This is a genomic window from Clostridium sp. TF06-15AC (assembly GCF_003481165.1).
GTDB lineage: Bacteria > Bacillota > Clostridia > Lachnospirales > Lachnospiraceae > Otoolea > Otoolea fessa.
Genome location: NZ_QUKS01000001.1, coordinates 337,941 through 361,955, shown reverse-complemented (window position 1 = coordinate 361,955; position 24,015 = coordinate 337,941). Strand labels below are relative to the sequence as shown.

25 protein-coding genes are annotated in these 24,015 nt (G+C 46.0%); 19 read left to right on the top strand and 6 right to left on the bottom strand.

Features of this window, described 5'->3' with window-relative positions; all coding sequences use genetic code 11:
* Positions 1–86: 86 nt before the first annotated feature.
* From gmk to DXC57_RS01615, 8 genes are all read left to right on the top strand, one after another.
* On the top strand, positions 87–707 hold the full coding sequence (gene gmk, locus DXC57_RS01650) for a guanylate kinase (protein WP_022360271.1): 621 nt from the start codon (positions 87–89) through the stop codon (positions 705–707).
* A 17-nt stretch (positions 708–724) separates the two neighbouring features.
* The gene (gene rpoZ / locus DXC57_RS01645; protein WP_347501656.1) at positions 725–979 is read left to right on the top strand and encodes a DNA-directed RNA polymerase subunit omega; all 255 of its coding nucleotides are present in this window, start codon (positions 725–727) and stop codon (positions 977–979) included.
* 274 nt (positions 980–1,253) lie between these two features.
* The gene (rimO, locus tag DXC57_RS01640; RefSeq protein WP_118293188.1) at positions 1,254–2,597 is read left to right on the top strand and encodes a 30S ribosomal protein S12 methylthiotransferase RimO; all 1,344 of its coding nucleotides are present in this window, start codon (positions 1,254–1,256) and stop codon (positions 2,595–2,597) included.
* Entirely contained in the window at positions 2,581–3,123 is a 543-nt protein-coding gene (gene pgsA, locus DXC57_RS01635) for a CDP-diacylglycerol--glycerol-3-phosphate 3-phosphatidyltransferase (RefSeq protein ID WP_118628485.1), read from the top strand. The genes rimO and pgsA overlap by 17 nt, the downstream gene beginning before the upstream one ends.
* Position 3,124: 1 nt before the next feature.
* On the top strand, positions 3,125–4,378 hold the full coding sequence (locus DXC57_RS01630) for a competence/damage-inducible protein A (RefSeq protein ID WP_118650882.1): 1,254 nt from the start codon (positions 3,125–3,127) through the stop codon (positions 4,376–4,378).
* Between the two features lie 103 nt (positions 4,379–4,481).
* Complete coding sequence (locus tag DXC57_RS01625; protein WP_118650880.1) at positions 4,482–4,820, top strand: hypothetical protein; 339 nt, start codon at positions 4,482–4,484, stop codon at positions 4,818–4,820.
* Positions 4,821–4,942: 122 nt separating this feature from the next.
* The gene (locus DXC57_RS01620) at positions 4,943–6,025 is read left to right on the top strand and encodes a hypothetical protein (protein WP_118650878.1); all 1,083 of its coding nucleotides are present in this window, start codon (positions 4,943–4,945) and stop codon (positions 6,023–6,025) included.
* Position 6,026: 1 nt separating this feature from the next.
* Complete coding sequence (locus tag DXC57_RS01615; protein ID WP_118650876.1) at positions 6,027–6,431, top strand: GerW family sporulation protein; 405 nt, start codon at positions 6,027–6,029, stop codon at positions 6,429–6,431.
* A 268-nt stretch (positions 6,432–6,699) separates the two neighbouring features.
* Here the strand turns inward: DXC57_RS01615 and DXC57_RS01610 are convergent, their stop codons facing one another.
* The 3 genes from DXC57_RS01610 to DXC57_RS01600 all read right to left on the bottom strand — a co-directional run bounded on the left by DXC57_RS01610 (position 6,700) and on the right by DXC57_RS01600 (position 9,769).
* On the bottom strand, positions 6,700–7,575 hold the full coding sequence (locus tag DXC57_RS01610; protein WP_243101261.1) for a HAMP domain-containing sensor histidine kinase: 876 nt from the start codon (positions 7,573–7,575) through the stop codon (positions 6,700–6,702).
* A gap of 182 nt (positions 7,576–7,757) precedes the next feature.
* On the bottom strand, positions 7,758–9,053 hold the full coding sequence (locus DXC57_RS01605; RefSeq protein WP_003505396.1) for a tyrosine-type recombinase/integrase: 1,296 nt from the start codon (positions 9,051–9,053) through the stop codon (positions 7,758–7,760).
* A gap of 86 nt (positions 9,054–9,139) precedes the next feature.
* Positions 9,140–9,769, bottom strand: a complete 630-nt coding sequence (locus DXC57_RS01600; protein ID WP_003505395.1) for a helix-turn-helix transcriptional regulator — start codon at positions 9,767–9,769, stop codon at positions 9,140–9,142.
* Between the two features lie 174 nt (positions 9,770–9,943).
* Here DXC57_RS01600 and DXC57_RS01595 point away from each other — a divergent pair, with 174 nt between their 5' ends.
* From DXC57_RS01595 to DXC57_RS01575, 5 genes are all read left to right on the top strand, one after another.
* Positions 9,944–10,174: a helix-turn-helix domain-containing protein gene (locus DXC57_RS01595; protein ID WP_003505382.1), complete on the top strand. Its 231-nt coding sequence runs from the start codon at positions 9,944–9,946 to the stop codon at positions 10,172–10,174.
* 144 nt (positions 10,175–10,318) lie between these two features.
* Positions 10,319–10,633, top strand: a complete 315-nt coding sequence (locus tag DXC57_RS01590; protein ID WP_014080633.1) for a hypothetical protein — start codon at positions 10,319–10,321, stop codon at positions 10,631–10,633.
* On the top strand, positions 10,633–10,938 hold the full coding sequence (locus tag DXC57_RS01585) for a hypothetical protein (protein ID WP_118650872.1): 306 nt from the start codon (positions 10,633–10,635) through the stop codon (positions 10,936–10,938). Before DXC57_RS01590 ends, DXC57_RS01585 begins: the two co-directional genes overlap by 1 nt.
* The gene (locus DXC57_RS01580) at positions 10,914–12,635 is read left to right on the top strand and encodes a MobA/MobL family protein (protein ID WP_118650870.1); all 1,722 of its coding nucleotides are present in this window, start codon (positions 10,914–10,916) and stop codon (positions 12,633–12,635) included. The genes DXC57_RS01585 and DXC57_RS01580 overlap by 25 nt, the downstream gene beginning before the upstream one ends.
* Positions 12,613–13,323, top strand: a complete 711-nt coding sequence (locus DXC57_RS01575; protein ID WP_055181080.1) for a DUF6040 family protein — start codon at positions 12,613–12,615, stop codon at positions 13,321–13,323. The genes DXC57_RS01580 and DXC57_RS01575 overlap by 23 nt, the downstream gene beginning before the upstream one ends.
* A 275-nt stretch (positions 13,324–13,598) precedes the next feature.
* Here DXC57_RS01575 and DXC57_RS01570 read toward each other — a convergent pair whose 3' ends face one another.
* A complete protein-coding gene (locus tag DXC57_RS01570) occupies positions 13,599–14,567 on the bottom strand; it encodes an AraC family transcriptional regulator (protein WP_118650868.1) in 969 nt (322 codons plus the stop codon).
* Positions 14,568–14,753: 186 nt separating this feature from the next.
* Here DXC57_RS01570 and DXC57_RS01565 point away from each other — a divergent pair, with 186 nt between their 5' ends.
* Genes DXC57_RS01565 through DXC57_RS01545 form a run of 5 tightly spaced genes read left to right on the top strand, consistent with a single transcriptional unit; the run spans position 14,754 to position 21,025 of the window.
* Positions 14,754–15,365 carry an MptD family putative ECF transporter S component gene (locus DXC57_RS01565; RefSeq protein ID WP_055181075.1) on the top strand — a complete coding sequence of 204 codons (612 nt, stop codon included), beginning with the start codon at positions 14,754–14,756 and terminating at the stop codon, positions 15,363–15,365.
* Positions 15,362–16,087, top strand: coding sequence for an energy-coupling factor transporter transmembrane component T (locus DXC57_RS01560; RefSeq protein ID WP_015524536.1), 726 nt, complete (start codon positions 15,362–15,364; stop codon positions 16,085–16,087). The genes DXC57_RS01565 and DXC57_RS01560 overlap by 4 nt, the downstream gene beginning before the upstream one ends.
* Positions 16,084–17,556, top strand: coding sequence for an energy-coupling factor ABC transporter ATP-binding protein (locus tag DXC57_RS01555; protein ID WP_118650866.1), 1,473 nt, complete (start codon positions 16,084–16,086; stop codon positions 17,554–17,556). The genes DXC57_RS01560 and DXC57_RS01555 overlap by 4 nt, the downstream gene beginning before the upstream one ends.
* A gap of 3 nt (positions 17,557–17,559) precedes the next feature.
* Positions 17,560–19,323 carry an ABC transporter ATP-binding protein gene (locus DXC57_RS01550; RefSeq protein ID WP_055181072.1) on the top strand — a complete coding sequence of 588 codons (1,764 nt, stop codon included), beginning with the start codon at positions 17,560–17,562 and terminating at the stop codon, positions 19,321–19,323.
* Positions 19,316–21,025, top strand: a complete 1,710-nt coding sequence (locus tag DXC57_RS01545) for an ABC transporter ATP-binding protein (RefSeq protein WP_118650864.1) — start codon at positions 19,316–19,318, stop codon at positions 21,023–21,025. Before DXC57_RS01550 ends, DXC57_RS01545 begins: the two co-directional genes overlap by 8 nt.
* Before the next feature lie 158 nt (positions 21,026–21,183).
* On the opposite strand, the gene DXC57_RS01540 is transcribed toward DXC57_RS01545, so the two are convergent.
* Both DXC57_RS01540 and DXC57_RS01535 read right to left on the bottom strand, forming a co-directional pair.
* The gene (locus tag DXC57_RS01540; protein WP_009203541.1) at positions 21,184–21,414 is read right to left on the bottom strand and encodes a DUF6061 family protein; all 231 of its coding nucleotides are present in this window, start codon (positions 21,412–21,414) and stop codon (positions 21,184–21,186) included.
* Between the two features lie 430 nt (positions 21,415–21,844).
* The gene (locus tag DXC57_RS01535; protein ID WP_118650861.1) at positions 21,845–22,522 is read right to left on the bottom strand and encodes a response regulator transcription factor; all 678 of its coding nucleotides are present in this window, start codon (positions 22,520–22,522) and stop codon (positions 21,845–21,847) included.
* 207 nt (positions 22,523–22,729) lie between these two features.
* Between DXC57_RS01535 and DXC57_RS01530 the strand changes: the two genes are divergently transcribed.
* On the top strand, positions 22,730–24,013 hold the full coding sequence (locus tag DXC57_RS01530) for an efflux RND transporter periplasmic adaptor subunit (RefSeq protein WP_243101260.1): 1,284 nt from the start codon (positions 22,730–22,732) through the stop codon (positions 24,011–24,013).
* Positions 24,014–24,015 lie beyond the last annotated feature (2 nt).

The window sequence follows — 24,015 nt, the reverse complement described above, 5'->3', positions numbered from 1 at the left end:
TCACGGAAAGCTGCCGTTGGCGGTGAAAATACGGAGAATATGAAATATTGTAATAATAGATAGAATTTAGAAAGCAGGCGAAATATATGGATAATCAGGGAGTACTGGCAGTTATATCCGGATTTTCAGGGGCAGGCAAGGGAACATTGATGCGTGCATTGCTGGAGCGGTATGACAATTATGCCCTTTCCATCTCCGCGACCACCCGCGCACCGCGCGAGGGCGAGGTTGATGGAAGAGAGTATTTCTTTAAGACCCGGGAAGAGTTCGAACAGATGATCGAACACGATGAGCTGGTCGAATACGCCCAGTATGTCGGAAACTATTACGGCACACCGAAGGAGTATGTGTTTTCCAACCTGAAAGCGGGCAAGGATGTCCTTTTGGAGATTGAGATTCAGGGTGCCCTGAAAATCAAGAAGAAATTCCCGGAGGCAGTTCTCATTTTTGTCACGCCGCCGAGTGCCGGGGAGCTTAGAAACCGGCTGGCAGGTCGTGGAACCGAGACACCGGAGAAGATTGCCGCACGGCTTTCGAGAGCAGCAGAGGAGTCCAAGCAGATGGATGACTACGATTTCATTCTGGTGAATGATGAGGTAGACCGCTGTGTAGAAGAAATGCACGCACTGATTCAGGCGATGCATGCCAGAACAGAAAATCACAAGACTTTGATTGAAAAAATAAAAGAAGAGATGAAGCAATTCTGAAAGGAGAAAGATGTATTATGATGCTGCGTCCGTCATATCTTGACTTAATTAATGTTGTAAACAATGAGGCTGAGCCGGGGAAAGAACCGCTGATTCAGAGCCGTTACTCCATCGTAATTGCGACTGCAAAGCGTGCAAGACAGCTGATCGCCGGTGATGAGGCACTGGTCATTGAGAATGGAAGAAAACCGCTTTCGATCGCGATCGACGAGCTGTACCATTCTAAGGTTAAAATTGTAGCAGAGAACGATTCCCCGGAGGAAGAGGTCTAAAAGGTGACAGAAGACCGTCCCGTGTTCATTATGTACATGGAGATGGTCTTTTCTTAGATATAGAGTAACGGTTCAGTAGGTCTGCGCATTTACTGCGCTGACCGTACGAAAACATGGGTCAGCAGGCAAAAATCCCATTGCCGTAGGCAATTTTTAATGGATTTTTGCGCGTGACTGTGAAGGTACTGAACAGTTACGATATAGAATTTTTGTGACGGTTCAAATCGATTATGGTTACAGAAATTTTTTAAATATGGTATTAGGAGAGAATTGAATGAAATTACTTTGTATATCCCTTGGCTGCGATAAAAACCTGGTTGATGCAGAGCGTATGCTGGGTTCGTTGAGCCAGGACGGGTACACGTTTACCGATGACGAGCAGGAGGCAGATGTCATTCTGGTCAATACCTGCTGCTTTATCAACGATGCCAAGGAGGAGAGTGTCAACACTATCTTAGAGATGGCAGAGTACAAAAAGAGCGGAACCTGCAAGGCGCTCTTAGTCAGCGGCTGTATGGCACAGCGTTACAAGGAAGAGATCCTGCAGGAGGTGCCGGAGGTGGACGGTATTCTCGGTACGACCAGCTATGATGAGGTCAGCAAGGTGCTGGCGGAGGCGCTGAAGGGCGAGCGGGTATCTGATTTCCACGATTTGTCCGAGCTTCCGGAGACGAAGATGCGGAGCAAACGTCTGGTGACGACCGGCGGACATTATGCTTTTTTAAAGATTTCCGAGGGCTGTAACAAACGGTGTACTTATTGTATTATCCCGTCCCTGCGTGGACCGTACCGCAGTGTGCCGATGGAGCAGCTTCTCGCAGAGGCAAAGGAGCTTGCGGATCAGGGCGTGAAGGAACTGATTCTTGTCGCACAGGAGACAACGCTTTACGGCGTGGATTTGTATGGAGAGAAGACCTTGCCGAAACTTTTACATGAACTGGCACAGATCGATGGAATCGAATGGATCCGTATCCAGTACTGTTATCCGGAGGAGATCACCGAGGAGTTGATTCAGGCGATCAAGACGGAGGAAAAAGTCTGTCACTACCTGGATATTCCGATCCAGCACGCGAGCGATGCCGTTCTCAAGCGGATGGGACGCCGCACGAATCAGGCGGAGCTTCGGGAGCGGATCGCGCATCTGCGGGAAGAGATCCCAGATATTGCACTCCGCACGACCTTAATTTCCGGTTTCCCGGGTGAGACACAGGAGGATCATGAGGAACTGATGCGGTTCGTCGATGAGATGGAATTTGACCGCCTGGGCGTGTTTGCATACTCTGCAGAAGAGGACACACCGGCAGCCGGATATCCGGATCAGGTACCGCAGGAGGTCAAGGAAGACCGCCGCGACGAGATCATGGAGCTGCAGCAGGAGATTGCCTTTGAGAAAGCCGAGGATATGAAAGATCGTGTGCTTGAGGTTATGATCGAGGGAAAAGTGGCAGACGAGAATGCTTTCGTGGGACGTACCTATAAAGACGCGCCGAACGTAGATGGTTTGATTTTTGTCAATGCGGATGTTCCGCTGATGTCCGGCGATTTCTGCCGTGTCCGCGTAACGGGAGCACTCGAATATGATTTGATAGGAGAGTTGGCTGATGAATTTACCGAATAAGCTTACGACGCTTCGCGTCATCATGATTCCGTTTTTTGTGTTTTTCCTTCTCTGGCAGAATGGTGAAAACCATACTTTCCGTATGATTGCACTGGCACTGTTTATCATAGCCAGCCTGACCGATCTTCTGGATGGAAAGATTGCCAGAAAGTACAATCTGGTTACGAACTTTGGAAAATTTATGGATCCGCTCGCGGACAAGCTTCTAGTGTGCTCGGCGCTCATCTGCCTGATTGAGCTGAACGCGCTTCCAGCCTGGATGGTTATCATCATCATCAGCCGGGAGTTTATCATCAGCGGATTCCGTCTGATCGCCTCGGACAACGGAGTTGTCATCGCCGCCAGCTATTGGGGCAAATTTAAGACGACGTTTCAGATGGTATCGGTGGTGTTATTGATTCTGGATATTCCGGCGCTTGCGTTTGTCACGACGATCTGTGTCTGGATCGCGCTGCTGCTGACGATTGTGTCACTGGTTGATTATATTTACAAGAATCATAAAATACTGACAGAAGGGAGTATCTGATATGATAGTCGAACTGATCTCGGTAGGAACAGAGCTGCTGCTTGGCAATATCGTCAATACCAATGCGCAGTATTTATCGGAAACGTGTGCAAAGCTGGGGCTTAACGTCTATTACCAGACGACGGTAGGGGACAACCGGGAGCGCATGACAGAAGTCTTCCGGACGGCGCTCTCAAGAGCCGATCTCGTTATCATCGGCGGCGGTCTGGGACCGACGGAGGATGATATCACGAAGGATGTCTGCGCGGAGCTGATGGGAATGCCGTTAGTCGAGGATCCGGAGGTGCGGATACATCTGGAGGACTGGTACCGGCAGCGCAAGCGCACCGATATTCCGGATAGCAACTGGCGTCAGGCGCTGGTGCCGGAGGGCGCGGTGGTATTTTCCAACACAAACGGTACAGCTCCGGGACTTGCCCTGGAGAAAAACGGTAAGACCGCGATCCTTCTTCCGGGACCGCCGAACGAACTGTATCCGATGGTGGAAGATCAGGTTTGTGCTTATATTCAGAAACGATCTGACTGTGTGATCTATTCCCAGATGCTCAAAATCTGCGGATACGGGGAGAGCAAGGTGGAGGAGATGCTTCTCGACCTCATCGACCAGCAGACGAACCCGACGATTGCGACCTATGCAAAGACGAAAGAAGTACATCTGCGCGTGACCGCGAGAGCCGAGAGCGAAGACGCGGCAAAACAGCTGTTAAAACCGGTTATCAAAGAGATCAAGAAACGGTTCGGTAATGCGGTTTACACGACAGATGAGCATGAGAATCTGGAGGATGTCGTTGTCCGCCTCTTAAAGAAATACGACCTGACTGTGACAACCGCAGAGTCCTGCACAGGCGGTCTGATCGCCGGACGCATCGTCAACGTGCCGGGGGCTTCAGAGGTCTTTAACGAGGGATACGTGACGTATTCCAATAAGGCAAAGAAAAAGATCCTGGGCGTCAGTAAGGCAACCCTGAAAAAATACGGCGCGGTCAGCGAACAGACGGCGCGTGAGATGGCTGCAGGCGGTGTATTTACGACGGATGCGGATGCCTGTATCGCTGTGACCGGCATCGCCGGACCGGACGGCGGAACCGAGGAGAAACCGGTGGGACTCGTCTATATCGCATGTTATATGAAGGATAAAGTCAAAGTAGAGGAATACCATTTCCGCGGAAACCGCGAGAAGGTGCGTGAACAGACGGTGATTCAGGCGCTGGATCTGCTGAGACGGTCGATTATTAAAAATTATAAAAAAGATTGATCACGTAAAGGAGGGAGAGCTGACAGGCGGAGAGAAATAGCCGGAAACGTGCTGTTTTTAGAGCGCCATGGATCAGGCTCTCCTTTTTTAGGAGGCGGGGACGATGATTTGGTATAAATATCTGTATCTGGGAGAAACTGCTAAAAAGCATCGTTTTTCGATTCTACAGAGACTCCGCCTCGGAAAGGTACAGCCGGGCGTTCACGTGATCACGCCTGCCTCAGGCGGACACAACCTGCTTGATATCCTGCCTGCCTATGTGCTCCGGCAGAATTATTACCGGGAGCAGGCGGATCTGCTGATCGTAGGGGTCGGCGCGGGCTACCAGGATGCCGTGGAGACGGTGGGGCGGATTGTGGATGAGACGTACCGCGAGACGGGTGGATTTGATGTGAAGACGTATCTGAGAGAGAAGGAAGACAGGCTGAGGAAAAAGAGGTAAGTATTTTGCAGCCTTTGAGGAAGATTTTTTGGACTGAAAATGTCTTTTGACCCCAACATCATATGATACAGAGCTGATACATGAATTTGTCAATGAAAAAATAAGAAGTGGGAGGGGATGGATTGCTGCATATTTTGTTCATAATCTTGAAAATACTCGGAATCCTGCTTCTTGTCATTCTGGGACTGTTGTTTCTGTGCCTGCTGGCGGTTTTATTTGTCCCGACTCGATACCGGGGGAACGGAAGCTACCACAGTATCAAGGATTTTGGCGTGCATCTGCATATCCATTGGCTGCTTCATGCGGTGTCGCTGCGGATTGCTTATGAAAATGAGCTTCGATATGCGGTTAAGTTGTTTGGATTCCGGATTTTCGGGAGTGAGAGTGAAGTGAAAGATACGGAATCTGGGCGTGTGCGGGAAGGCACGCAGGCAGCGGATTCGGATGAGCTGGAATTTGTAAATGCGCAGGAGAAAACAGAGGATGATGATTTAGACACCGGTGAACTGATTTTGCGGGCGGAAGCAGCATCGGAGAAGACAGACGCCGCGATTGAGAAAGCGGAGGAAACGGCCAGGCTGCTGGAGGAGGCGGTGAAGAGACGGAGTGCGCAGAGGGAGGCGGAAATGTCTCAAGCTGTGAAGAATGCAGATGCATTTCCAGATGTGAAGGAGGCAGAAGGAGAAACGCATCGGGCAAAGAATGAATTAAATTCAAATCCCAGCCAGGAAAAGTGTGAATCGTTCCTTCATAGAATCATTAGCTGGTTCAAACAAAAATGGAGCGCCCTGCGGCAATCCCTCTCAAAGCTGCTTACCCGAATCAACAACCTGGAGCACAAACGCCAATCCGTCCTTGCATTTATAGAAAATGAAGAAAATCAGAAGTCATTTCGCCTGATCAAACGCCAGCTCATGCGAGTTCTGCGGCATATATTTCCCAGAAAGCTGTCCGGGCAGGTTACGTTTGGCGTGGAGGATCCTTATTTGATGGGACAAATTTTGAGTGTGGCGGCTTTTTTGTATCCAGTTTACGGAAAGAAGATTGATTTGACTCCGGTCATGGATGCAAATGCGCTGGACGGGGAGCTTTCGTTCCGGGGCAGAGTCCAGATTGGCGTGCTGGCATTGATGGCGCTTCGGATCTGGATGGATAAGAATGTACGGACACAGGTTTATAAATATAGAAACCGAGGAGGAAGATAATATGGCAGACAATCAGTTTGCATCGACAATCGGTGCATTATTTCAGGGTATGGATGAGTTCGTCACAACAAAGACAGTCGTGGGAGAGCCGGTGACAGTTGGCGATGCGATTATACTTCCACTCGTGGATGTAACCTGCGGCATGGCGGCGGGCGCGTTTGGTCAGTCGACGAAAGAGAAGAATGCGGGCGGCATGAGCGCCAAGATGACGCCGAGCGCGGTGCTGGTCATTCAGAATGGCATGACGAAGGTGGTCAATATCAAGCATCAGGATGCATTGACCAAGGTTCTCGACATGGCACCGGATCTCGTCAATAAATTTGTCGGCGGAAGCACCGGACCGATCGATGCGGAGACGATGCAGACAGCTGAGAAAATGGCGGGCGAGATGGAAGAGAAGAAATAAAGAAATTAAAATCAAAACGCTTCATAGAATGATCATAGCACACGATCGAATGTCAGATGTCTCTGGCAATGATCGCCTGCTATTTAACTTCTTTTGAAAACAGACATTTCAGAGAGGTATCATTCTATGAAGCGTTTATTTGGTTTAGTCCTTTTTTCAATGGGATTTGGCATGACCCTGGTGCTCATTTTCCCAAAGAATTTTCTATGGGTCAGCATCGCCATTTCTCTGATGATTGTCGGGTACAATATGTTTTGCCGATGAGATTTTATGCTTTTTCAAGCGGCAGAATCACTGTAAAGCAGCTACCCTCGTCCACCTGGCTGGATACCTCGATGGTACCGTGCATCAGATCGATGATCCGTTTCGTGATGGAAAGTCCCAGCCCGTTGCCCTTTTCATTGGGATCAGAGTTCCTGCTGTAAAATTTTTCAAAGATCCGTTTCATCGTGGCGTCATCCATGCCGACGCCGGTATCGCGGATGGAGACACGCACCTTATCTCCTGTGATAACGAGTTTGGCAGAAAGCATACCGCCAGCCGGGGTGAATTTGATGGCATTTTGCAGGAGATTGATCCAGACCTGCTGCAGCATCTCACAGTTGCCGTAAAATTTGCACGCCGTCAAATCAATGTCGAGATTCAGATGCTTTTTCTCCCAGAGCGGTTCCAGCAGAAGAATCGCCTGACGGATTTGTTCGTCGAGGCTGAACATCGTGCGGCCGGTCACGATCTCCTGCTTTTCCAGGCGGGAAAGCAGAAGAATGTTGCCGGTCATCGTGGTAAGCTGGCGCGTGCTGTCGATGATGATGCGCGTGTATTCATTCCGGTCCGCCTCTGAGAGAGATGGATCCTGCAGCAATGTCGCATAGCCCTCGATGGCGGCGAGCGGTGTCTTGAACTCATGGGAAACCGTGGTCACGAAATCATTTCGCAGCGATTCGATGCTGTTTAACTCCTGCACCATACGGTTAAAATTGTCGGTTAGTTCACAGATCGCCTGCAAAGACTTCGAATTTGGCACATGAACAGAAAAGTCTCCGTCTGCTACCTGCTTAGCGGCAAGGCTTATGGAACCGATCGGGCGGAGGATTTTCGACCAGAGGAGCAGCGACAGCGCGATACTGAACGCAAGGCTGCTCAAAAATGACATCAGACTCGGAAAATTCGGACCGAAAATCCGAAAAACTTCGTGTTTGCCGAAATATATTTCTAACTTTCCCTATTTTACAGGCTTTCCAGCCTGTGCATTAGCGAAACGATATGTATTTTCCCTTATTTTTGCCCTTATGAGATAATCGTAAGGGAAATAAGGGAAAGTTTTATTTAGTCATTGCCTGCCACTTTATCAAGTAACCTTGCAGATTCCCGCTTGGCTTTTCTTGTAGAGTGTGCATAGACATTCATGGTGGTACTGACATCTGAGTGCCCTAACAGTTCCTGCACATCCTTTGGTGCTGCTCCATTTGCCAGAAGGTTGCTTGTGTAGGTGTGTCGCAACTGGTGAAAATGAAATCCTTCAAATCCATCCAGTTTCTGAGCAATCTTCCTGCAAACAATTCCTAACGTGCTTGGCAGTTCCAAACTTCCATCCGGTCTTAAGCAGACAAAGGATATTTCCTTATAATCTTCTGGAACATTCTCTGTTCCGTCCAGATGATAGAACTCATAGTAAACTCTGTTTTTGTCTTTTACTTCTCTGTAGTAGTTTTTATGGTAAAGTTCTCCGTACTGCATTCGGTTTTTAAGTTGTTCCTTTCGGGCATTGCGAAGAATCTCTGCCAGTGTATCTCCAAAATCAACAATCCTTACCTTTTTTCGTTTGGTTGGTCCGATGATATTCTTGTGCCTTGAACCATCATATCGGATACTGCGTCTGATTGTAAGGCACTGTTCTTCAAGATTCACATCCTGCCATGCCAGACCACAGGCTTCACCGATACGAAGTCCTGCATAATAAGCTATCTGGATTGGAAGTATTGCCGGTGGATTGTAATTCTGTAGAAATTCAATCAGTCTTTCATAATCCTCTCGTGGAATTGGCTGTATATCGCCATCCATGTCATCATCGGAAAACAGGTCAACCTCATCCGTCTGGTATTTCAGCTTAATATACTGCATCGGATTGAAAGTGATATATTGCTTTGGTGATACTGCAAATCGGAATGACTGCTGTAATACTGCCGAGAAAGAACGAATGTAATCTTTGCTATAACCTTTTCTTTCTGAACCATCTGGATAAGTGCCACCAAAGGAAAGCAGATCGAAGAAGGCTTGTAAATGCTCAGATGTTACATTTTTCAACTTTCTCTCTGAAATTGGATGCTTCTTGATGTTGGTAATGGCACCGAGGTAATTCTGGACTGTCCCATTACTGAGCGTACCGGTCTTTAATTCTTCCTCTGCCCATATATCAAGTAATTCTCCAATTGTAATATTTTCCGACTTTGCAATGAATTTCTTGCTTTCGTAATCGTCCATTGCCTGACGGAGCAGTTTTTCCGTTTCACTTTTACTTTCTGTTCCAGCGTATTCTTTCTGAACCAGATTGCCGCTTGCATCTTCTACATAGAAGCGGTAGTACCATTTCTTTCCTTTTTTTCTTACAGATCCTTTTGCCATAATCGTGTGTCTCCTTTCGATATCAGACAATCGGAACTGATGAAATGCTTCTTGCGTGTAAGTATATCATAACTCCGGTTGTCGTTCTATACCGAATCGGAATCCTCATACAAAACTTCTGATAAAAGATTTTCAAGCCTTTGTTCTGCCATTTCCGGTTTCTTGGAATAAAGCCTTACGATATCTGCCATGTCGTTAAAGGCATTAACAGTGTGGGTGATCTCCCGGAGAAACATAATCTCGTTATATTCATCATTCGATTCAAACCCCATTACTTTTGCAATATCAGCTTCATTCGTGTTGCCCTTGTAATTCTTGCAGGCAAACTGGAATGATTCCAGAAACAGGTTATATTGCTTTAACATCAACAGCAGTAAATCTTTGGAAAAAGCATCTTCCTTTTTACTAAGGTCGAGAGGTAACTGTTTGAGAATATCGCCCATTGCATCACGAATCTGTAATTCTTTCTTATCCGTAATATCGGTTTCGTATTCATCGGTTTCCCCTCTGAGCCATTCAATAGATACATGAAGTGCTTCCGAAAGACCTTCCAGCACCATCTTTTTGGTATTGTCAATCGAACCATTCTCATAACGCAGGATTGTGGAAGCTGTAACTCCCATCTTCTCTGCAACATAAGGCTGTGTCAGATTTAATTCCAGACGACGCTGTTTTGCCCTGCTGCCTATCAGCTTGCGTAGTTCTTTATCTTTCATGCTGATTGCCTCCTTTTTCGGTATGTATGAATTATAGCATGTACCTCACATAATTGCAATATGCAATATAATAATTATTTTTAAAATTTCATAACGCTTGACAACACAATATAAAACCGCTATACTAACAGCACAACAAAAATTGCATAATGCAATTTATAAGGAGGTGACAAGATGACGGAAAGAAAGATTGCATTATCCATCGAGGAAGCAGCCGACTATACAGGAATTGGCAGAAACACTTTGAGAAAGCTGGTTGAATGGAAGAAGCTTCCGGTATTAAAGGTCGGAAGAAAAGTCCTTATTAAAACTGACATTCTGGAAAAGTTCATGGAAGCCAACGAGGGGCGTGATCTGAGGGATAAAGGAAATGTAAAAGCTGTCACAAGAAATGTGGCAACTTAAAAAGGCGGCTTCCTAAGAAACCGCCAAAGGTTCTATCAGACCGAAGCCATGATATACCTACACGCAAGAGGATTATACCATGTGCTTCTCCTGATATGCAACCGGGAACTGTTGTTTATCGGAAAAAGAAAGGATGAAGACGATATGGCGAAATCAACAAAGACTTATGAAGAAAGAATACGTGCATTAGAGAAAAAGGAACAGGAAAGCATTGAAGCTACAAAAAAGCTCATTGCACAGCGGAAGGAACTGGAAAAGCGAAAGAAAGCAGAGGAAAGTAAAAAACGAACCCACAGGCTCTGTCAGATTGGTGGCGCAGTGGAATCGGTTCTTGGCTGTCCGATTGAGGAGGAAGATTTACCAAAGTTGATAGGCTTCTTAAAAAGGCAGGAAACAAACGGAAAGTTTTTCTCAAAGGCGATGCAGAAAGAGCCACTTACAGATATGGAGGAAGTGTAATGGCGGAGGGAGTGGTTTTTCCATTCCCTTCATTGCCTTTGAATGAAGGGCGCACTTATGGACAACCAGAGGTCGTCCTTATAAGTTTGCCACAAGTGGCAACCGGTCTGCGCTTACGCTTGCCGGGCTCGTTCCGTCGGCGGGGCTTTCAGCCAGACCTGCTCATGCCGCAGGGGGCACTCTTGCGCAGAGGGCGTTCCGACAGCTTCACTCCTGCCAAACTAGAAGAAGATGCTGTCGGAAATCAATGCCGGATACGGCAGAAAGGGGGAATCGTATCATGGCGATATTTCACTTTACAGTAAAGATTGTCGGACGCAGTAAAGGAAAATCTGTCATATCCGCATCGGCATATCTTAATGGAGATGTGATGAAAAATGAGGAAACAGGCAGGATCAGCTACTACACTTCCAAAAAGGAAGTCGTCTACACCAGTCTGATGATGTGTGAAAATGCACCTCCTGAATGGCTGCATGTACCGGAAGAAAATATAAAAAGGTTTCAACAGTCTATCCGTTATAAAAGGGCAGGCGATAAGGAAGCCGCACTGGAAAAGTTTAAAATCACATTTCAGAAACAGCGGCTATGGAATGAGGTATTGAAGATAGAAAAAAATGCAGATGCACAGCTTGGACGCTCGTTTGAATTTTCCTTACCGAAAGAATGGAGCAGACAGGAACAGATTGATTATACAACCGAATATATTCAAAAAACTTTCGTGGACAAGGGAATGTGTGCCGATTGGAGCATACACGATAAGAACGATGGAAACCCACATGTGCATTTACTTGTAACCATGCGACCATTCAATCCGGATCATTCATGGGGCAACAAAGAAGTCAAGGACTGGGATTTTGTCAGAGATACTGAGGAAAATATCGTGGTTGATGAATCCCACCCGGATTGGTGGCAGGATAAGAAAAATCCAGACCGTCATGGAATCCGTATTCCGGTACTTGATGAAAACGGAGTACAGAAAGTCGGGGCAAGAAACAGAAAACAATGGAAACGGGTTCTGACCGATGCTACCGGCTGGAACAGTCCAAAAAATTGTGAGTTATGGCGAAGCGAATGGGCTAGGATGTGTAACCGGCATTTATCCATAGACAATCAGATTGACCACCGCTCTTATGAAAGACAGGGCAAATTAAAAATCCCTACGATTCATGAGGGTGCAGATGCAAGGAAGATCGAGGAAAAATATCTCACCGGGCAGATAAGGAAAGGTTCATGGAAGGTCGAGGAAAACCAGATGATAAAAAAACAAAATGCATTGCTGCAAAAGGTAATCACAACCTTTGGTAAGGTATCCGGTGCATTGTCAATATGGAAGGAGTGGTTGAATGACATTAGAAGAAAGCAAAGAAGTAATTCCCATGATGGAAGCAATGATTACACAGATAGAGGAACAGCAGAATATCATGGCAGAGATGCTTCAGGAGATACAGGAAAAGGACGAGAAGCTGATGTGCTTTCAGGAGCAGGAAGAACGATTGCAGCAATTAGAGAAAGAATTGTCAGAGCTGCTACAAATCTTACCGAATACAGAAGAACTGTTGATGCTTCTGGAAGAAAAGACAGACCAGATACAGAAGCTTACAGACGAAAATCAGCAATGGCAGGAATTGGCACAGAAATTAAACAGCGAGAACCGGCTATTGCAGAAACAGAACAGCGAATTACTGAACTTGAACAGCAATTAGAGAAAGGAAGGTTGATTGATGAACGAATTAAGAAACTCAAAGAGCGACGATCAACTGGAAGAACTGCTAATGCTGACGGAGCAGATGCAGGAAGAACTCGACCAGAAAGACATGACTATCCGGGAACTGAAAATGCAGCTCGACGAATCGCTGACCTTGAACGAGAGGTTAAACAGCGAGAACAGAGCAGGGAACATTCAAGCCTTAAAGAACGACTTGAGGAAAACAAAAGAATTATTGCAGAGCGAGAAAGAGAAAACGCTCACCGCAAAGGACATGATAGAGGAATGTCGCGATAAGCTAAGACAGGCAGAACAGGAACGGGATTATGCACTCTCCCATCAGAAAAAAGTAGAGATACCGGTTGAAAAGTCGGTGCTCTATCAAAAGTGCAGGAATTGTAACCAGACAGCTTATCTGAAAGCGAAGGAAAGGTATGATACGCAGAGAGAAAAAATGGCAGGCAGATATAAAGCAAAAACAGCTATGTATGAAGCATTGATGTTTCTGCTGATATGGTATTCCGCATCAACTACTCTTTTTCAGATGATACAGTCAAAGGTATTTATTTCTGATTGCAGAATATTCTTTGGTGCAATCGGAACTTTCACACAGACTATTGCTGGCTGGATTGCACTGATAGGAAAGAATGTGGCACAGATTAGTAATGGAATATCCAATCCTGTCATTGCCGGAATTATATACTGGCTGATAAGAATATTGATTTGCGGTGGATGTCTGGTGGGTGCGGGAATACTTGTAGCGTTTATAGGGATAAAGATTGCAGGGCTATATAAGAAATACTGTTGGGATATGATTACCATACTGGTAACACTTATAAGCCTGGAAATAACAATCTACTTTGGAGATTGGATAAAGACAGTCTTGCCGATCAATATGCTATTTCTCTTATTATTGGTGCAACTGGTATATGTTGGAATTAGGTGGTATGTAAAAGGATGGCAAGAAGCCAGAGGATATTATTAAAAAACTATTAGAAACTATTCATATTTACTTTCGTGCTAGGACAGATTATTCTAAAAATTCAGTGATGAGCATGCACATGAAATCTTACTTCGTTTAGGTACGAAAAAGGGCAATGGAAACTTTGTGTTCAGATGAGCTCTCACTATCTTGGTAACAACCGCAAGCAGCAGTGGAATATTGACGATGCATTCCGTATATATTCCACACATGGCTAAGCCCGACTAGAATGTGGGTGAAAAATTTCACGAGTGCCAGAGTTTCCTCTGGCACTCATTTTATTTTCGCCGTGCGTTTTTTCTGTACTCCAGTGGCAACAATCCAGTGCTTTTACGGAATAATTCTGCAAATCGGCTTGAAGTGGAATAGCCTACTGTTTGGGCAACTTGCCCGACTGTCAGCTCTGTATATGCCAGCAGATATTCTGCTTGACTCATGCGCCGCTGTTGAACATATTCCGTGATGGTGCAGTCGTAGTATTTCTTAAAACAGCTTTTGAGCTTTGTTGTTCCCATGCAGGCAATCTGTGTTAGCCGTTCCAGAGGAATATCAAAAGCATAGTGATCGCTAAGATAAGCGGCAACTATTTGGAGATTTTCAATATCCTGTTGAGAGAGCTTATGGGCCGGTTTATCAGGATGTTTCTTCTGATATTCCACCACCATTGAAACAGCTTCTGCGACTTTACTCTCATAAAAAAGTTTTGCTGCAATCCCTTCCCCGCGATAGTCTTTGATTTCTGTGAGTAACCGTGACATTTCTGGAAAGTCGGATGTTTGGTCGATCTTCCGAAATGCATCCACAGGATTGATCTGTGCCTCCGGGTACAGTTTTTTCAGGTAGTCCTCATAATATGCCGGTGCAATCTCAATCCCAACCGAACGGATTGGAATATTTTTATGTATCAAAGCCTTGTATGGAGCGTAGCCTCCAATAAATGTTTTTATACAACCGGCAGACAGTCTACGGTATGGAGATAATTCCTCCCCGGAAATAGAGTCATACCGAGTGATACTCAGACATTCCGGCATGGAGCATTCCAACATGAAATCTTCGTGGAAGGAAAAGTTATGGATTTTAATATCATATAAGTCTTTCTGTCCATAAGTCCAGTAGGTGCCTTCTCCAACTTCGGGAGAAAGTTTCCAGCAGTCACCTAATGCCCCATATTGCTGGTTGTCTGGGTCACGGATAAAACCGTGTCCAATCAGTAGCGGTGTATAAAACTGGTCAATAATTTCAGACATGAAAACAGACCGCCTCCTTTTTGCAACGATTAGACGAACTTTTGAAAGGAACAGACGAACATTGCCGGAACCTATTGAATGTTGTTCGATAAATGCGTATTGTATTAGACGAAGATTAGAGGTATCTAACCGAAGAATATCACAAACCACTTGTCGAGTCAAGACAATGAAAGGTAGGAGGTCAAAATGAGTAATCAAGTAAATTCTATGAACAAAGGTCTGACAGTGAAAGACCTTGTAACAACAGGTATTTTTACTGCACTGTTATTTGTTTTTGTATTGGTGGGCGGTGTCTTTTTTGCAACGAATCCTGTACTTACTTTTTTCATGCCAGCAGGAGGTGGGCTGCTTGCTGGCCCCATTTATCTTTTGCTGATTGCAAAAGTACATAAGCGTTGGAGCCTTTCTATAATGGGCGTTATCATGGGTATTATTTGGTTCGTGACTGGTATGCACTGGGCTTTTGCATTGGGCTACATGATCATGGCGATTGTCGCGGACTTTGTTGCTGGTGTAGGGCAGTACAAAAGCAAAAAACTCAACAGCCTGTCTTATATCCTGTTCTCTCTCGGTGGCACTGGTTCATATATCGTGTTCTTTGCTGACCCCAACGGCTGGGCGCAGACCATGTTGGGGAACGGAACTGAACAGAGTTACATCGACACCATGCAGGCAACTGCAAATACCGGCATCCTGATTGCCATGTTTGCTGCGGTTATCATTACATCTGCAATCAGCGCTTTTGTAGGCTGCAAAATGCTGAAAAAGCAGTTTGAAAAAGCAGGTATTACAGCATGAGCGGTAAACGCCACAAGAAAGAGCTTTGGCTCGACCCACGGGCCAAGCTCTTTCTTATTCTTATGTGTGTTTTATCGTCCATGTTTGCGCCCTCACTTGCATATCAATTTATCCTTGTTATGCTGATTGCGATATTGGGGGCTTTCTTTGGAAAGTGGAAATATGTCATTAAGGCTGTATGCTTTTATGCGGTCATCTGTGCCCTGACAGTTTGGATCATGGCAGAAATGACAGGCACGCTGCGGACAATGTTTATTGCCTTTTTAGGCTTGTTTCATAAGGTCTATGCGTGCGGAACCTTGGCTGGGATTGTTCTGACTACTACAAAAGTCAATGAGTTCCTGTCTGCTATGAACCGTGTCCGCGCACCCAAAAAGTTAGTAATTCCTATGGCAGTTATGCTGCGGTACATTCCAACTATTCAAGAGGACTGGCGCTATATCACAGACGCTATGCGAATGAGAGATGTTTCACCATCTCTGGCGGGCTTTTTAACACATCCGGGCATGACGGTTGAGTGTATTTATGTGCCTTTATTGATGGCAGCTTCAAAAGCGGCGGATGATCTTTCTGTTGCTTCTGTCACTCGTGGAATTGAAAATCCCAATCCACGCACCTGTCTTGTCCAGATAAAATGCGGAATTTCCGATTGGGGCGTCATGGCCGTTGCCGTAGCTTATCTGATTTTTGAATTATGTGTGCGAGGAGGTGTGATCGGTTGATTGAGTTTGAAAATGTATCGTTTTCCTATACGGGGCAGGAACATGGTGGGCTGCGCGACATCAATTTGAAAATTTCGGACGGAGAATTCGTCCTGTTCTGTGGCCGCAGCGGGTGCGGAAAAACAACGATTACAAGGCTGGTGAATGGACTGATCCCTCAGTTTTATCAGGGGGAGCTTCATGGCCGTGTGCTGGTAGATGGTCAGGAAATCAGCAATATCCCCATGTATCAGATTGCCGCTAAGGTTGGCTCCGTTTTCCAAAATCCACGGACGCAGTTTTTCAATGTTGATACAGACAGTGAGATTGCCTTTGGAATTGAAAATGAAGCTCGCCCTCCTGAGAAATTGGCTGAGCGAGTAGAGCAGACAACTGAAGATTTGCATATTCAAAAGCTGCGAAACAGAAATATTTTTGAGTTGTCCGGCGGAGAAAAGCAGAAAATCGCCTTTGCTTCTGTTTATGCCATGAACCCACAGATTTATCTATTGGATGAACCATCCTCTAATCTGGATATGACTTCGATCCAAGAACTAAAGGAACATTTGCGGCTGATAAAAAAACAGGGCAAAACAGTTTTGATAGCGGAACATCGTCTGTACTACCTGATGGAGTTGGCTGACCGAATTGTTTATCTGGAAAAAGGAGAAATCAAAGGAATATACACCCCGGAAGAATTTTGGCAGCTATCTGAACCTGATCGTGAACACATGGGGCTGCGAGCTGTTGATCTACAGGCGGTATTCCCGCAAAAAGCCCACTTGCCTGCGCCTACCCCTGTATTGGAGCTGCGGAATGTGACGCTCCGTTACAAGAAGCAAACAATTTTGCATGACATTGAGCTATCCGCCGGAAAGGGCGAAGTGATTGGTGTTGTCGGCCACAACGGAGCTGGAAAGACTACATTTTCCCGCGCTCTCTGTGGGCTTCACAAAGACTGCGATGGACAATTTTTGTGGGAAAGCGAGCCGATTGAGCGTAAGGAAAGGCTGAAACGCTCTTACATGGTTATGCAGGATGTGAATTATGAACTTTTCGCTGACAGCGTGGCGGCAGAGTGCTCCTTTGGTATACGCAATCCAGATCAAACACTGGTAAATGCAACTTTGGAGGAATTAGGCCTTACCCAATATCGGGAGCGCCATCCAAACACGCTTTCTGGCGGTCAAAAGCAACGAGTAGCTGTAGCTGTTAGCATGATTTGTGGGAAAGATCTGCTGGTATTCGATGAACCGACCAGCGGCCTTGATTTTGACAGTATGACGCAGGTGGCGGGACTGATCCGCCGGTTGTCCAATATGGGAAAGGTTATTTTCATTGTCACCCACGATTTTGAATTTGTCTGCCGTACCTGCTCCCGTGTCCTGCATTTTGACGAGGGCGAAATGCCCGATGATGTACCAGTTACAATGGATGCCCTCCCGAAATTGAGAGAGCTGTTCTCTGTTCCAGATGGAAAGGAGAGGTGATCTATGAAACAGAAAAAAGAAAACAGAGTAGCTTTGCTGCTCCACTGGGCCGGTGAGCAAAAAATCTGGCTGTTCCTGGCAATTTTTCTATCGGCGGTCAGCGGTCTTTGCATTATCGTCCCTTACATTGGAATTTACCGGCTGATGGACGCCACCTTCAATCATACCTGCACGCAGGAACTTGTTGTACATACCGTGGTAATGATTGCAGTGGCGGTAACTTTGCGGTTTGCCCTGTTTGGCTGTTCCGGCGTAGCAGCCCACAAAGGGGCCTATGGCGCTCTTTTCAAAGTGCGCTGCATGGTTGCAGAACACATGGCCAGAGCGCCTTTAGGGGCCTTGAATGAACGGCGCACCGGGGACATAAAAACGGTTCTGAATGAAGATATTGAAAAGTTGGAGCTGTTTCTGGCCCATAACCTTCCTGACCTTGTGTGCTATCTGGTGGGGCCGGTAGTCATCTTTATTTATCTGATGACCGTCAATATTCCTCTGGCATTGATTTCCCTGGTTCCGCTGATCCTTGCTGTTGTTGTAATGGGGATGATGTTCCGCAATACGGATGACCTGATGGAACGGGCCAATCACTCCATTACCACACTGAACTCGGTTATGATTGAGTACATCAGCGGCATGAAATTGATTAAAGCCTATAACATGGGGAGCAAATCGTTTCAAAAGTTTTCAGACGCTATCCAGGAAGAAAACGCCATGTGGAATGAAACTTCCCGGCGCATGGGGCCACCTTATGCGGCCTTTGTTGTTATCATCGAATGTGGGATGTTGATGATGGTTCCAATCGGCGGAATGTTTTTCCTGAAAGGCTCACTGGCTGCCAGTACGCTCTTGCTATTTTTGTATGTCGGTTCTATGTATTTAACTGAAATCAGGCCTTTGCAGGAATTGGGAACAAACTTTGCAAATGTACTAAACGCTATCACCAAAACCAAAGAGATACTGGATATTCCGATTTATGAGGGTGGAACAGATTTCCCCCAAAACCATGATATTGTGCTTCGGAATGTTCGATTTTCTTATGACGGAAAAACCGATGTGCTGCATGGTGTCAATCTCAAAATCAGTGATGGCGAGCGCATGGCTCTTGTGGGCAGATCTGGTGCCGGTAAAAGCACTGTGATTGAACTGATTTCCCGGTTCTATGATGTGCAGGAAGGCGAAGTGCTGATTGGCGGCAAAAATGTCAAGGAGCTTGACTACGATACCATTCTGAAAAATATAGCCATCGTATTTCAAAAGACTTTCCTCACCCGTGACAGTGTGCTGGAAAATATCCGCATGGGTAGTAACGCTACTCTGGAAGAAGTGCGGGCTGCTGCAAAAGAGGCACAGATTGATGACTTTATCATGTCCCTGCCGGATGGATATGACACAAAAGTGGGCAGTTTCGGCTCACGCTTTTCTGGCGGAGAAAAACAGCGGATTGCGATTGCCCGTGCAATTCTGAAAAATGCACCTATCTTAATTTTGGACGAGGCCACAAGTGCCTCTGACCCGGAAAATCAGATGGAGATTGATAAAGCTATTCAAAATCTATGCAAAGGCAAAACAGTCATTGTAGTAGCACACCGTTTGAGTGCTTTGAAAATGTGCAACCGGGTGGCTGTGGTGGAAAATCATACAATTACCAGCGCTGGCACCCATGAGGAAGTTCGTAAGAACAATGCCTACTATCGAAATGCGTGGAAAGACTACGAAACAGCCCGGAATATCACTTATCAGTTGGAGGGAGGCGAGCAGCATGAATGAGCATGATGTATTGAAAAAGAACCACAATTTCTATATTGGTGTCAGCGGAACCGTTCTGGAAGGACTTCTCTCCGGCAGCCTGTTTATGCTGCTTTACTCTGTTATGCAGTTTTTGTGGTCGGGCCAATTTGACATGAACCGTGTTCTGGCTCTGACCGGTATAATTGCAGTGGTTTTTCTTCTTCGTATCCTGATTTACAGCTACGGTTATACCAAAGCGCAGATTGGCGGTGCAGAGGTCAGCAAAAAGATTCGGCTTTTTATGGGCGACCATTTGAAGCGCATCCCACTGTCCCGATTTTCGCAGGGGCACACTGGCGATTATATCAACACCATTACAAGCGACGTAAACAACTACGAAAAAATCCTGACCCATAAAGTCGGAGATTTGGCAAAGAATTTTGCCCTGTCATTGATGTTGATTGTCTTTGTTATGACGCTCTATGTTCCGGCTGGAATTATCCTGCTGATAGCCGACCTTCTTTTAATCCCCAGCCTATGGCTTTCTTTCCGCATGGTACGGAAATACGGAAAAGAAAAGAACGATATTTGTGCGGAGAATGTCAGTAGCATTGTTGAGTATGTTTCTGGTATTCAGACTTTTCGAGCCTATGGTGTGGGCGGTATGAAGAACAAAACTGTTATCAACGCCATGCGGGAGTTTTGCCGGATTAGCTTTGTATACGAGGCAAAAGTGCTTCCTATTGGTGCGGGCTTTGGTATCTTGAGTTGGCTGTCCTGCCCGCTGGTTATCTTGCTGTCCTATGCCCCCTGGGTCGCAGGGACACTGAACACGGTGGAATACCTTTTGATTTGTATGCTGCCCCTGTTCTGTGCAAAGCTGGCTAACTCGATTTTTGTAGACCTCACCAGTTATAAGAACCTGATGATCTCAAAAAACAAAATCTCGGGTGTAATGAATGAGCCAGAGGAAACTGGTAGCATGGAGCCGCTTCACACAGCTACCCATGAAATCACATTTGACAGTGTAGATTTTGAGTATGTTCCCGGTGAACCTGTACTAAAACACGCCACCTTTACGGTGCCAGATCAAAAGCTCACGGCCATTGTCGGAGACTCTGGCTCTGGCAAATCTACTATTTTGAATCTGATTGCAAAATATTATGAAGCAACGGGCGGGACGATTTCTATTGGAGGTAAACCCATTAACCATGTTGCCGCAGAGCGTGTACTGGAACAAGTTTCTATGGTAGACCAGGACGTATTTCTTTTTGACGATACCATCCGGGATAATATCCGACACGCCCGCCCTAATGCTACGGACACGGAAATCGAGGATGCTTGCCGGGAGGCTAACTGTGACAGCTTCATCCGTAAGATGGAAAAGGGATACGATACGCCGACTGGTGAGAACGGAAATCTTCTCTCTGGCGGTGAGCGTCAGCGAATTTCAATAGCCCGCGCTATACTGAAAAATAGCCCCATCCTGCTTTTGGATGAAGCAACAGCATCTCTTGACATTGAAAATGAGCTTGCCGTAAAGCAGGCCATCGCTAATCTATTAAAAGAGAAAAAGACAGTGGTAATGATTGCTCATACCCTTTCCATTGTCAAAAACGCTGATCAAATTCTTGTAATGGGTGATGGCAGGATTGCTGAATCTGGAACCCACGAGGAATTGCTTGCGAAAGGCGGAAAATATGCTGCTATGTGGAACGCAGAGCAAAAAATATCGGCTTGATAGAAGCTAAAGAAGAATAATTGCATAGCGCATGAACCTGCCCCGACTACGGGGAAAGAAAAAAACGCTGGCTGGGGCAGGTGATTTTGCGCGCCTATTTTAAGTTATTATCCTAACGGCGGTTTTGAGAAATCAGAGCCGCCGTTTCTTGCGTATACCTAAAAGGAATCTTCCGCATCTATCCACATTTGCATCGTTCCATCAAGATACAATCTTGCATACTCAAGTGGTTCATCAATGGCAAGTGCGTTTAATGCACAGTCAGATCCGGGAGTAGTTGTTAAATTCTTCTCCGCTTCCCAGCAGTCAATGCGGAGCATATAGCCAGCAGAAGTATAAACATCAATGCTGTTGCGTTGTGGATTGTATTCTGCAAATATCGTTCTCATCGTATCAAATCTCCTTATCGTTCAATCAATCATTTGTTGCAAAAATCAGAAGCATTTCAATCAGTTCCCCATGTCACTTTTATTTTGTGTTATACTATTTTATAAGATTTTCTTTCCCTTGTTTTTTCCCTTATCAGAGTTCGTAAAAACTCATGGGACAATATAATACAAGGGAAACAATAAGGGAAAGCTCACCTGCGACAAACTTAGTGTTTTCAAGGGCTTGAGAGATATTTGATAATAAAATATAACAGTTATTAAATCCCTTTGAATATATGAAATCTCAATTCAAGTTTATCTATTCCGCTTGTGAGCAGTGAGACAAAATATCCGGTCAGCATCGGCATCAACGAGGACACCAGGAAGAAAAAGACCAGGAGGGTCAGCCAGTAGAGAGGAATCTGGAAATATTTGGTAAAGTTCTTGCTGATCATGCTTCTGTTTTCACCGCCTTATAGCCGAGACCCCGCACGGTCATGATGATAAAATCATCGCAGTTTTTAAACCGTTCGCGCAGCCGGTTGACATGCACATCGACCGTCCGTTCGTCGGTTGTCGAGTCAAGCCCCCAGATTTCGTCCATGAGCTGCTGCCTCGTGAAAATCTTATTTGGATAAGAAAGTAATTTATATAGAAGGTAAAATTCTTTCTGCGGCAGAAGTGTCTCCTGCCCGTTGACCGTGACCGTCAGTGCATCGTAGTCGAGCATCGTATTTTGGCATACAATCCGATGCTCCGTCGCGATCTTGGCGCGTTTGAGCAGGGCGCCAACCCGCAGAACCATCTCATTGACATCGATTGGCTTCACCATGTAGTCATCCGTGCCTGCCTGAAAGCCGCGCTGCTTGTCTTCGAAGCGCTCTTTGGCGGTGATAATCAGGATTGGCATTGTAAATCCACTCGTCCGCAGGTGATCAATCAGTTCATATCCGTCCATTCCGGGCATCATAATATCCGAAATAATGAGATCTACATATTCAGAATCTAAAAGAGATAATGCTTTTTCGCTGCTTTCTGCCGGAAGCGCCAGATAACCATTGTTGGTAAGTACCGTGCAGAACAGGGAACGCAGTTTCGCATCATCTTCTACCACAAGAATGTGAAACATATCCGTAAAACCTCCCTATAATTCAATTAAAAAGATGTAATATCATAAGTACTCATAGTATACCACATGAGTTTAAACTGATTGTGAACGGTGCAACACATTTTTTTCACGGTTCGTTTACATTCAGTTTATATGTAGTTGAAACTCGTTTAAAAATGGGATGTTATACTAGGGACAATCAGGAAAAACCAGAAAGGAATATGCGAAATGAGTAAACGATCTTCTCTGATGGAAGCGGCAAAACAGAATAAAAAGAAAACAGCCATCATCGCGGTGGTGGTGGTGCTCGTACTTGCGGCGCTTTTTATGCGTTTCAAGGGTGGCAGCAAAGGAGGTTCAGGCGGCGGTCCGGGCGGTATGCAGGACATGCAGATGGACAATGTGGCGACGGTTGCGGCTGAGAATCCAAAGAGCGGAACGATCGAGCGGACAACCAGCACATCCGGTACTGTCGAGGCATCGGACGTTGTCTATGTCTATGCGAAGGCATCCGGCGATGTGACGGGTGTCAACGTCAGCGTCGGTGATATGGTGACAGCGGGTCAGCTTCTCTGTACGATCAATACCGAACAGGTTGAGACGGCGAAAAATGCGATGGACTCCGCCTCTGTTAACCTGACCGAGGCACAGAGCAATTTAAGCCGTATGCAGCTTCTTTATCAGGGAGGAGATATTTCTGATCAGGAATGGGAGCAGTATCAGAACCAGGCGAAGACGGCACAGTTAAATTATGAATCGGCAAAATTAAACTACGATCGTCAGGTGGAATACAGTTCCGTGACCGCACCGATCTCCGGCAAGATTGAGACGATGGATATTGATGTATATGATCATGTCAACCAGCAGGCGCAGCTCTGCGTTATCTCCGGTGAGGGAGATAAAAGGGTATCGTTCTACGTATCCGAGCGTGTTATGAGCAACTTAAACCAGGGCGACGCGATGACGATTGTAAAAGATGGAACGACTTATGATGGTGTGATTACCGATGTCAGCAGCATGGCGGACGAGAGCAACGGTCTGTTTAAGATAAAAGCAGAGCTGCCGGAGGCGAACAGCCTTTCAACGGGAAGTACTGTCAAGGTAACAGTAACTTCTGAGCGTGCAGAGAATGTCATGACCGTGCCGGTAGATGCGATCTACTATGATAACGGCGTTGGAAATGTCTATGTTTATCAGGACGGAACGGTACATAAAGTGGAAGTCGAAGTGGGGCTTTATAATACAGAGCTGGCGGAGATCAAGTCGGGGCTGACGGCAGATGATCTCGTCATCAGTACATGGAGTTCCCAGCTTTATGAGGGTTCAACCGTTAACTTAAAGGGTGAAGAAACAGATGCGGCAGCAGCGGATGAAGCTGGAAACCAGAAAGCTGATGCCCCGGCAGGGTCTGAAAATGGACAGAAAGCGGGTGCTCCGGCAGATGGCGGAAACGATCAGCCTGCGGGTGATGCAGGTGCTCCGAAAGATGCAAAAAATGGACAGAAACAGTAGGA

Bases quoted from the DNA above. Each gene is read 5' to 3' on its own strand.
- gmk (WP_022360271.1), top strand. From the start codon at position 87: ATGGATAATCAGGGAGTACTGGCAGTTATATCCGGATTTTCAGGGGCA.
- rpoZ (WP_347501656.1), top strand. From the start codon at position 725: ATGATGCTGCGTCCGTCATATCTTGACTTAATTAATGTTGTAAACAAT.
- rimO (WP_118293188.1), top strand. From the start codon at position 1,254: ATGAAATTACTTTGTATATCCCTTGGCTGCGATAAAAACCTGGTTGAT.
- pgsA (WP_118628485.1), top strand. From the start codon at position 2,581: ATGAATTTACCGAATAAGCTTACGACGCTTCGCGTCATCATGATTCCG.
- DXC57_RS01630 (WP_118650882.1), top strand. From the start codon at position 3,125: ATGATAGTCGAACTGATCTCGGTAGGAACAGAGCTGCTGCTTGGCAAT.
- DXC57_RS01625 (WP_118650880.1), top strand. From the start codon at position 4,482: ATGATTTGGTATAAATATCTGTATCTGGGAGAAACTGCTAAAAAGCAT.
- DXC57_RS01615 (WP_118650876.1), top strand. From the start codon at position 6,027: ATGGCAGACAATCAGTTTGCATCGACAATCGGTGCATTATTTCAGGGT.
- DXC57_RS01605 (WP_003505396.1), bottom strand. From the start codon at position 9,053: ATGGCAAAAGGATCTGTAAGAAAAAAAGGAAAGAAATGGTACTACCGC.
- DXC57_RS01600 (WP_003505395.1), bottom strand. From the start codon at position 9,769: ATGAAAGATAAAGAACTACGCAAGCTGATAGGCAGCAGGGCAAAACAG.
- DXC57_RS01595 (WP_003505382.1), top strand. From the start codon at position 9,944: ATGACGGAAAGAAAGATTGCATTATCCATCGAGGAAGCAGCCGACTAT.
- DXC57_RS01590 (WP_014080633.1), top strand. From the start codon at position 10,319: ATGGCGAAATCAACAAAGACTTATGAAGAAAGAATACGTGCATTAGAG.
- DXC57_RS01585 (WP_118650872.1), top strand. From the start codon at position 10,633: ATGGCGGAGGGAGTGGTTTTTCCATTCCCTTCATTGCCTTTGAATGAA.
- DXC57_RS01580 (WP_118650870.1), top strand. From the start codon at position 10,914: ATGGCGATATTTCACTTTACAGTAAAGATTGTCGGACGCAGTAAAGGA.
- DXC57_RS01575 (WP_055181080.1), top strand. From the start codon at position 12,613: ATGATAGAGGAATGTCGCGATAAGCTAAGACAGGCAGAACAGGAACGG.
- DXC57_RS01570 (WP_118650868.1), bottom strand. From the start codon at position 14,567: ATGTCTGAAATTATTGACCAGTTTTATACACCGCTACTGATTGGACAC.
- DXC57_RS01565 (WP_055181075.1), top strand. From the start codon at position 14,754: ATGAGTAATCAAGTAAATTCTATGAACAAAGGTCTGACAGTGAAAGAC.
- DXC57_RS01560 (WP_015524536.1), top strand. From the start codon at position 15,362: ATGAGCGGTAAACGCCACAAGAAAGAGCTTTGGCTCGACCCACGGGCC.
- DXC57_RS01550 (WP_055181072.1), top strand. From the start codon at position 17,560: ATGAAACAGAAAAAAGAAAACAGAGTAGCTTTGCTGCTCCACTGGGCC.
- DXC57_RS01545 (WP_118650864.1), top strand. From the start codon at position 19,316: ATGAATGAGCATGATGTATTGAAAAAGAACCACAATTTCTATATTGGT.
- DXC57_RS01540 (WP_009203541.1), bottom strand. From the start codon at position 21,414: ATGAGAACGATATTTGCAGAATACAATCCACAACGCAACAGCATTGAT.
- DXC57_RS01535 (WP_118650861.1), bottom strand. From the start codon at position 22,522: ATGTTTCACATTCTTGTGGTAGAAGATGATGCGAAACTGCGTTCCCTG.
- DXC57_RS01530 (WP_243101260.1), top strand. From the start codon at position 22,730: ATGAGTAAACGATCTTCTCTGATGGAAGCGGCAAAACAGAATAAAAAG.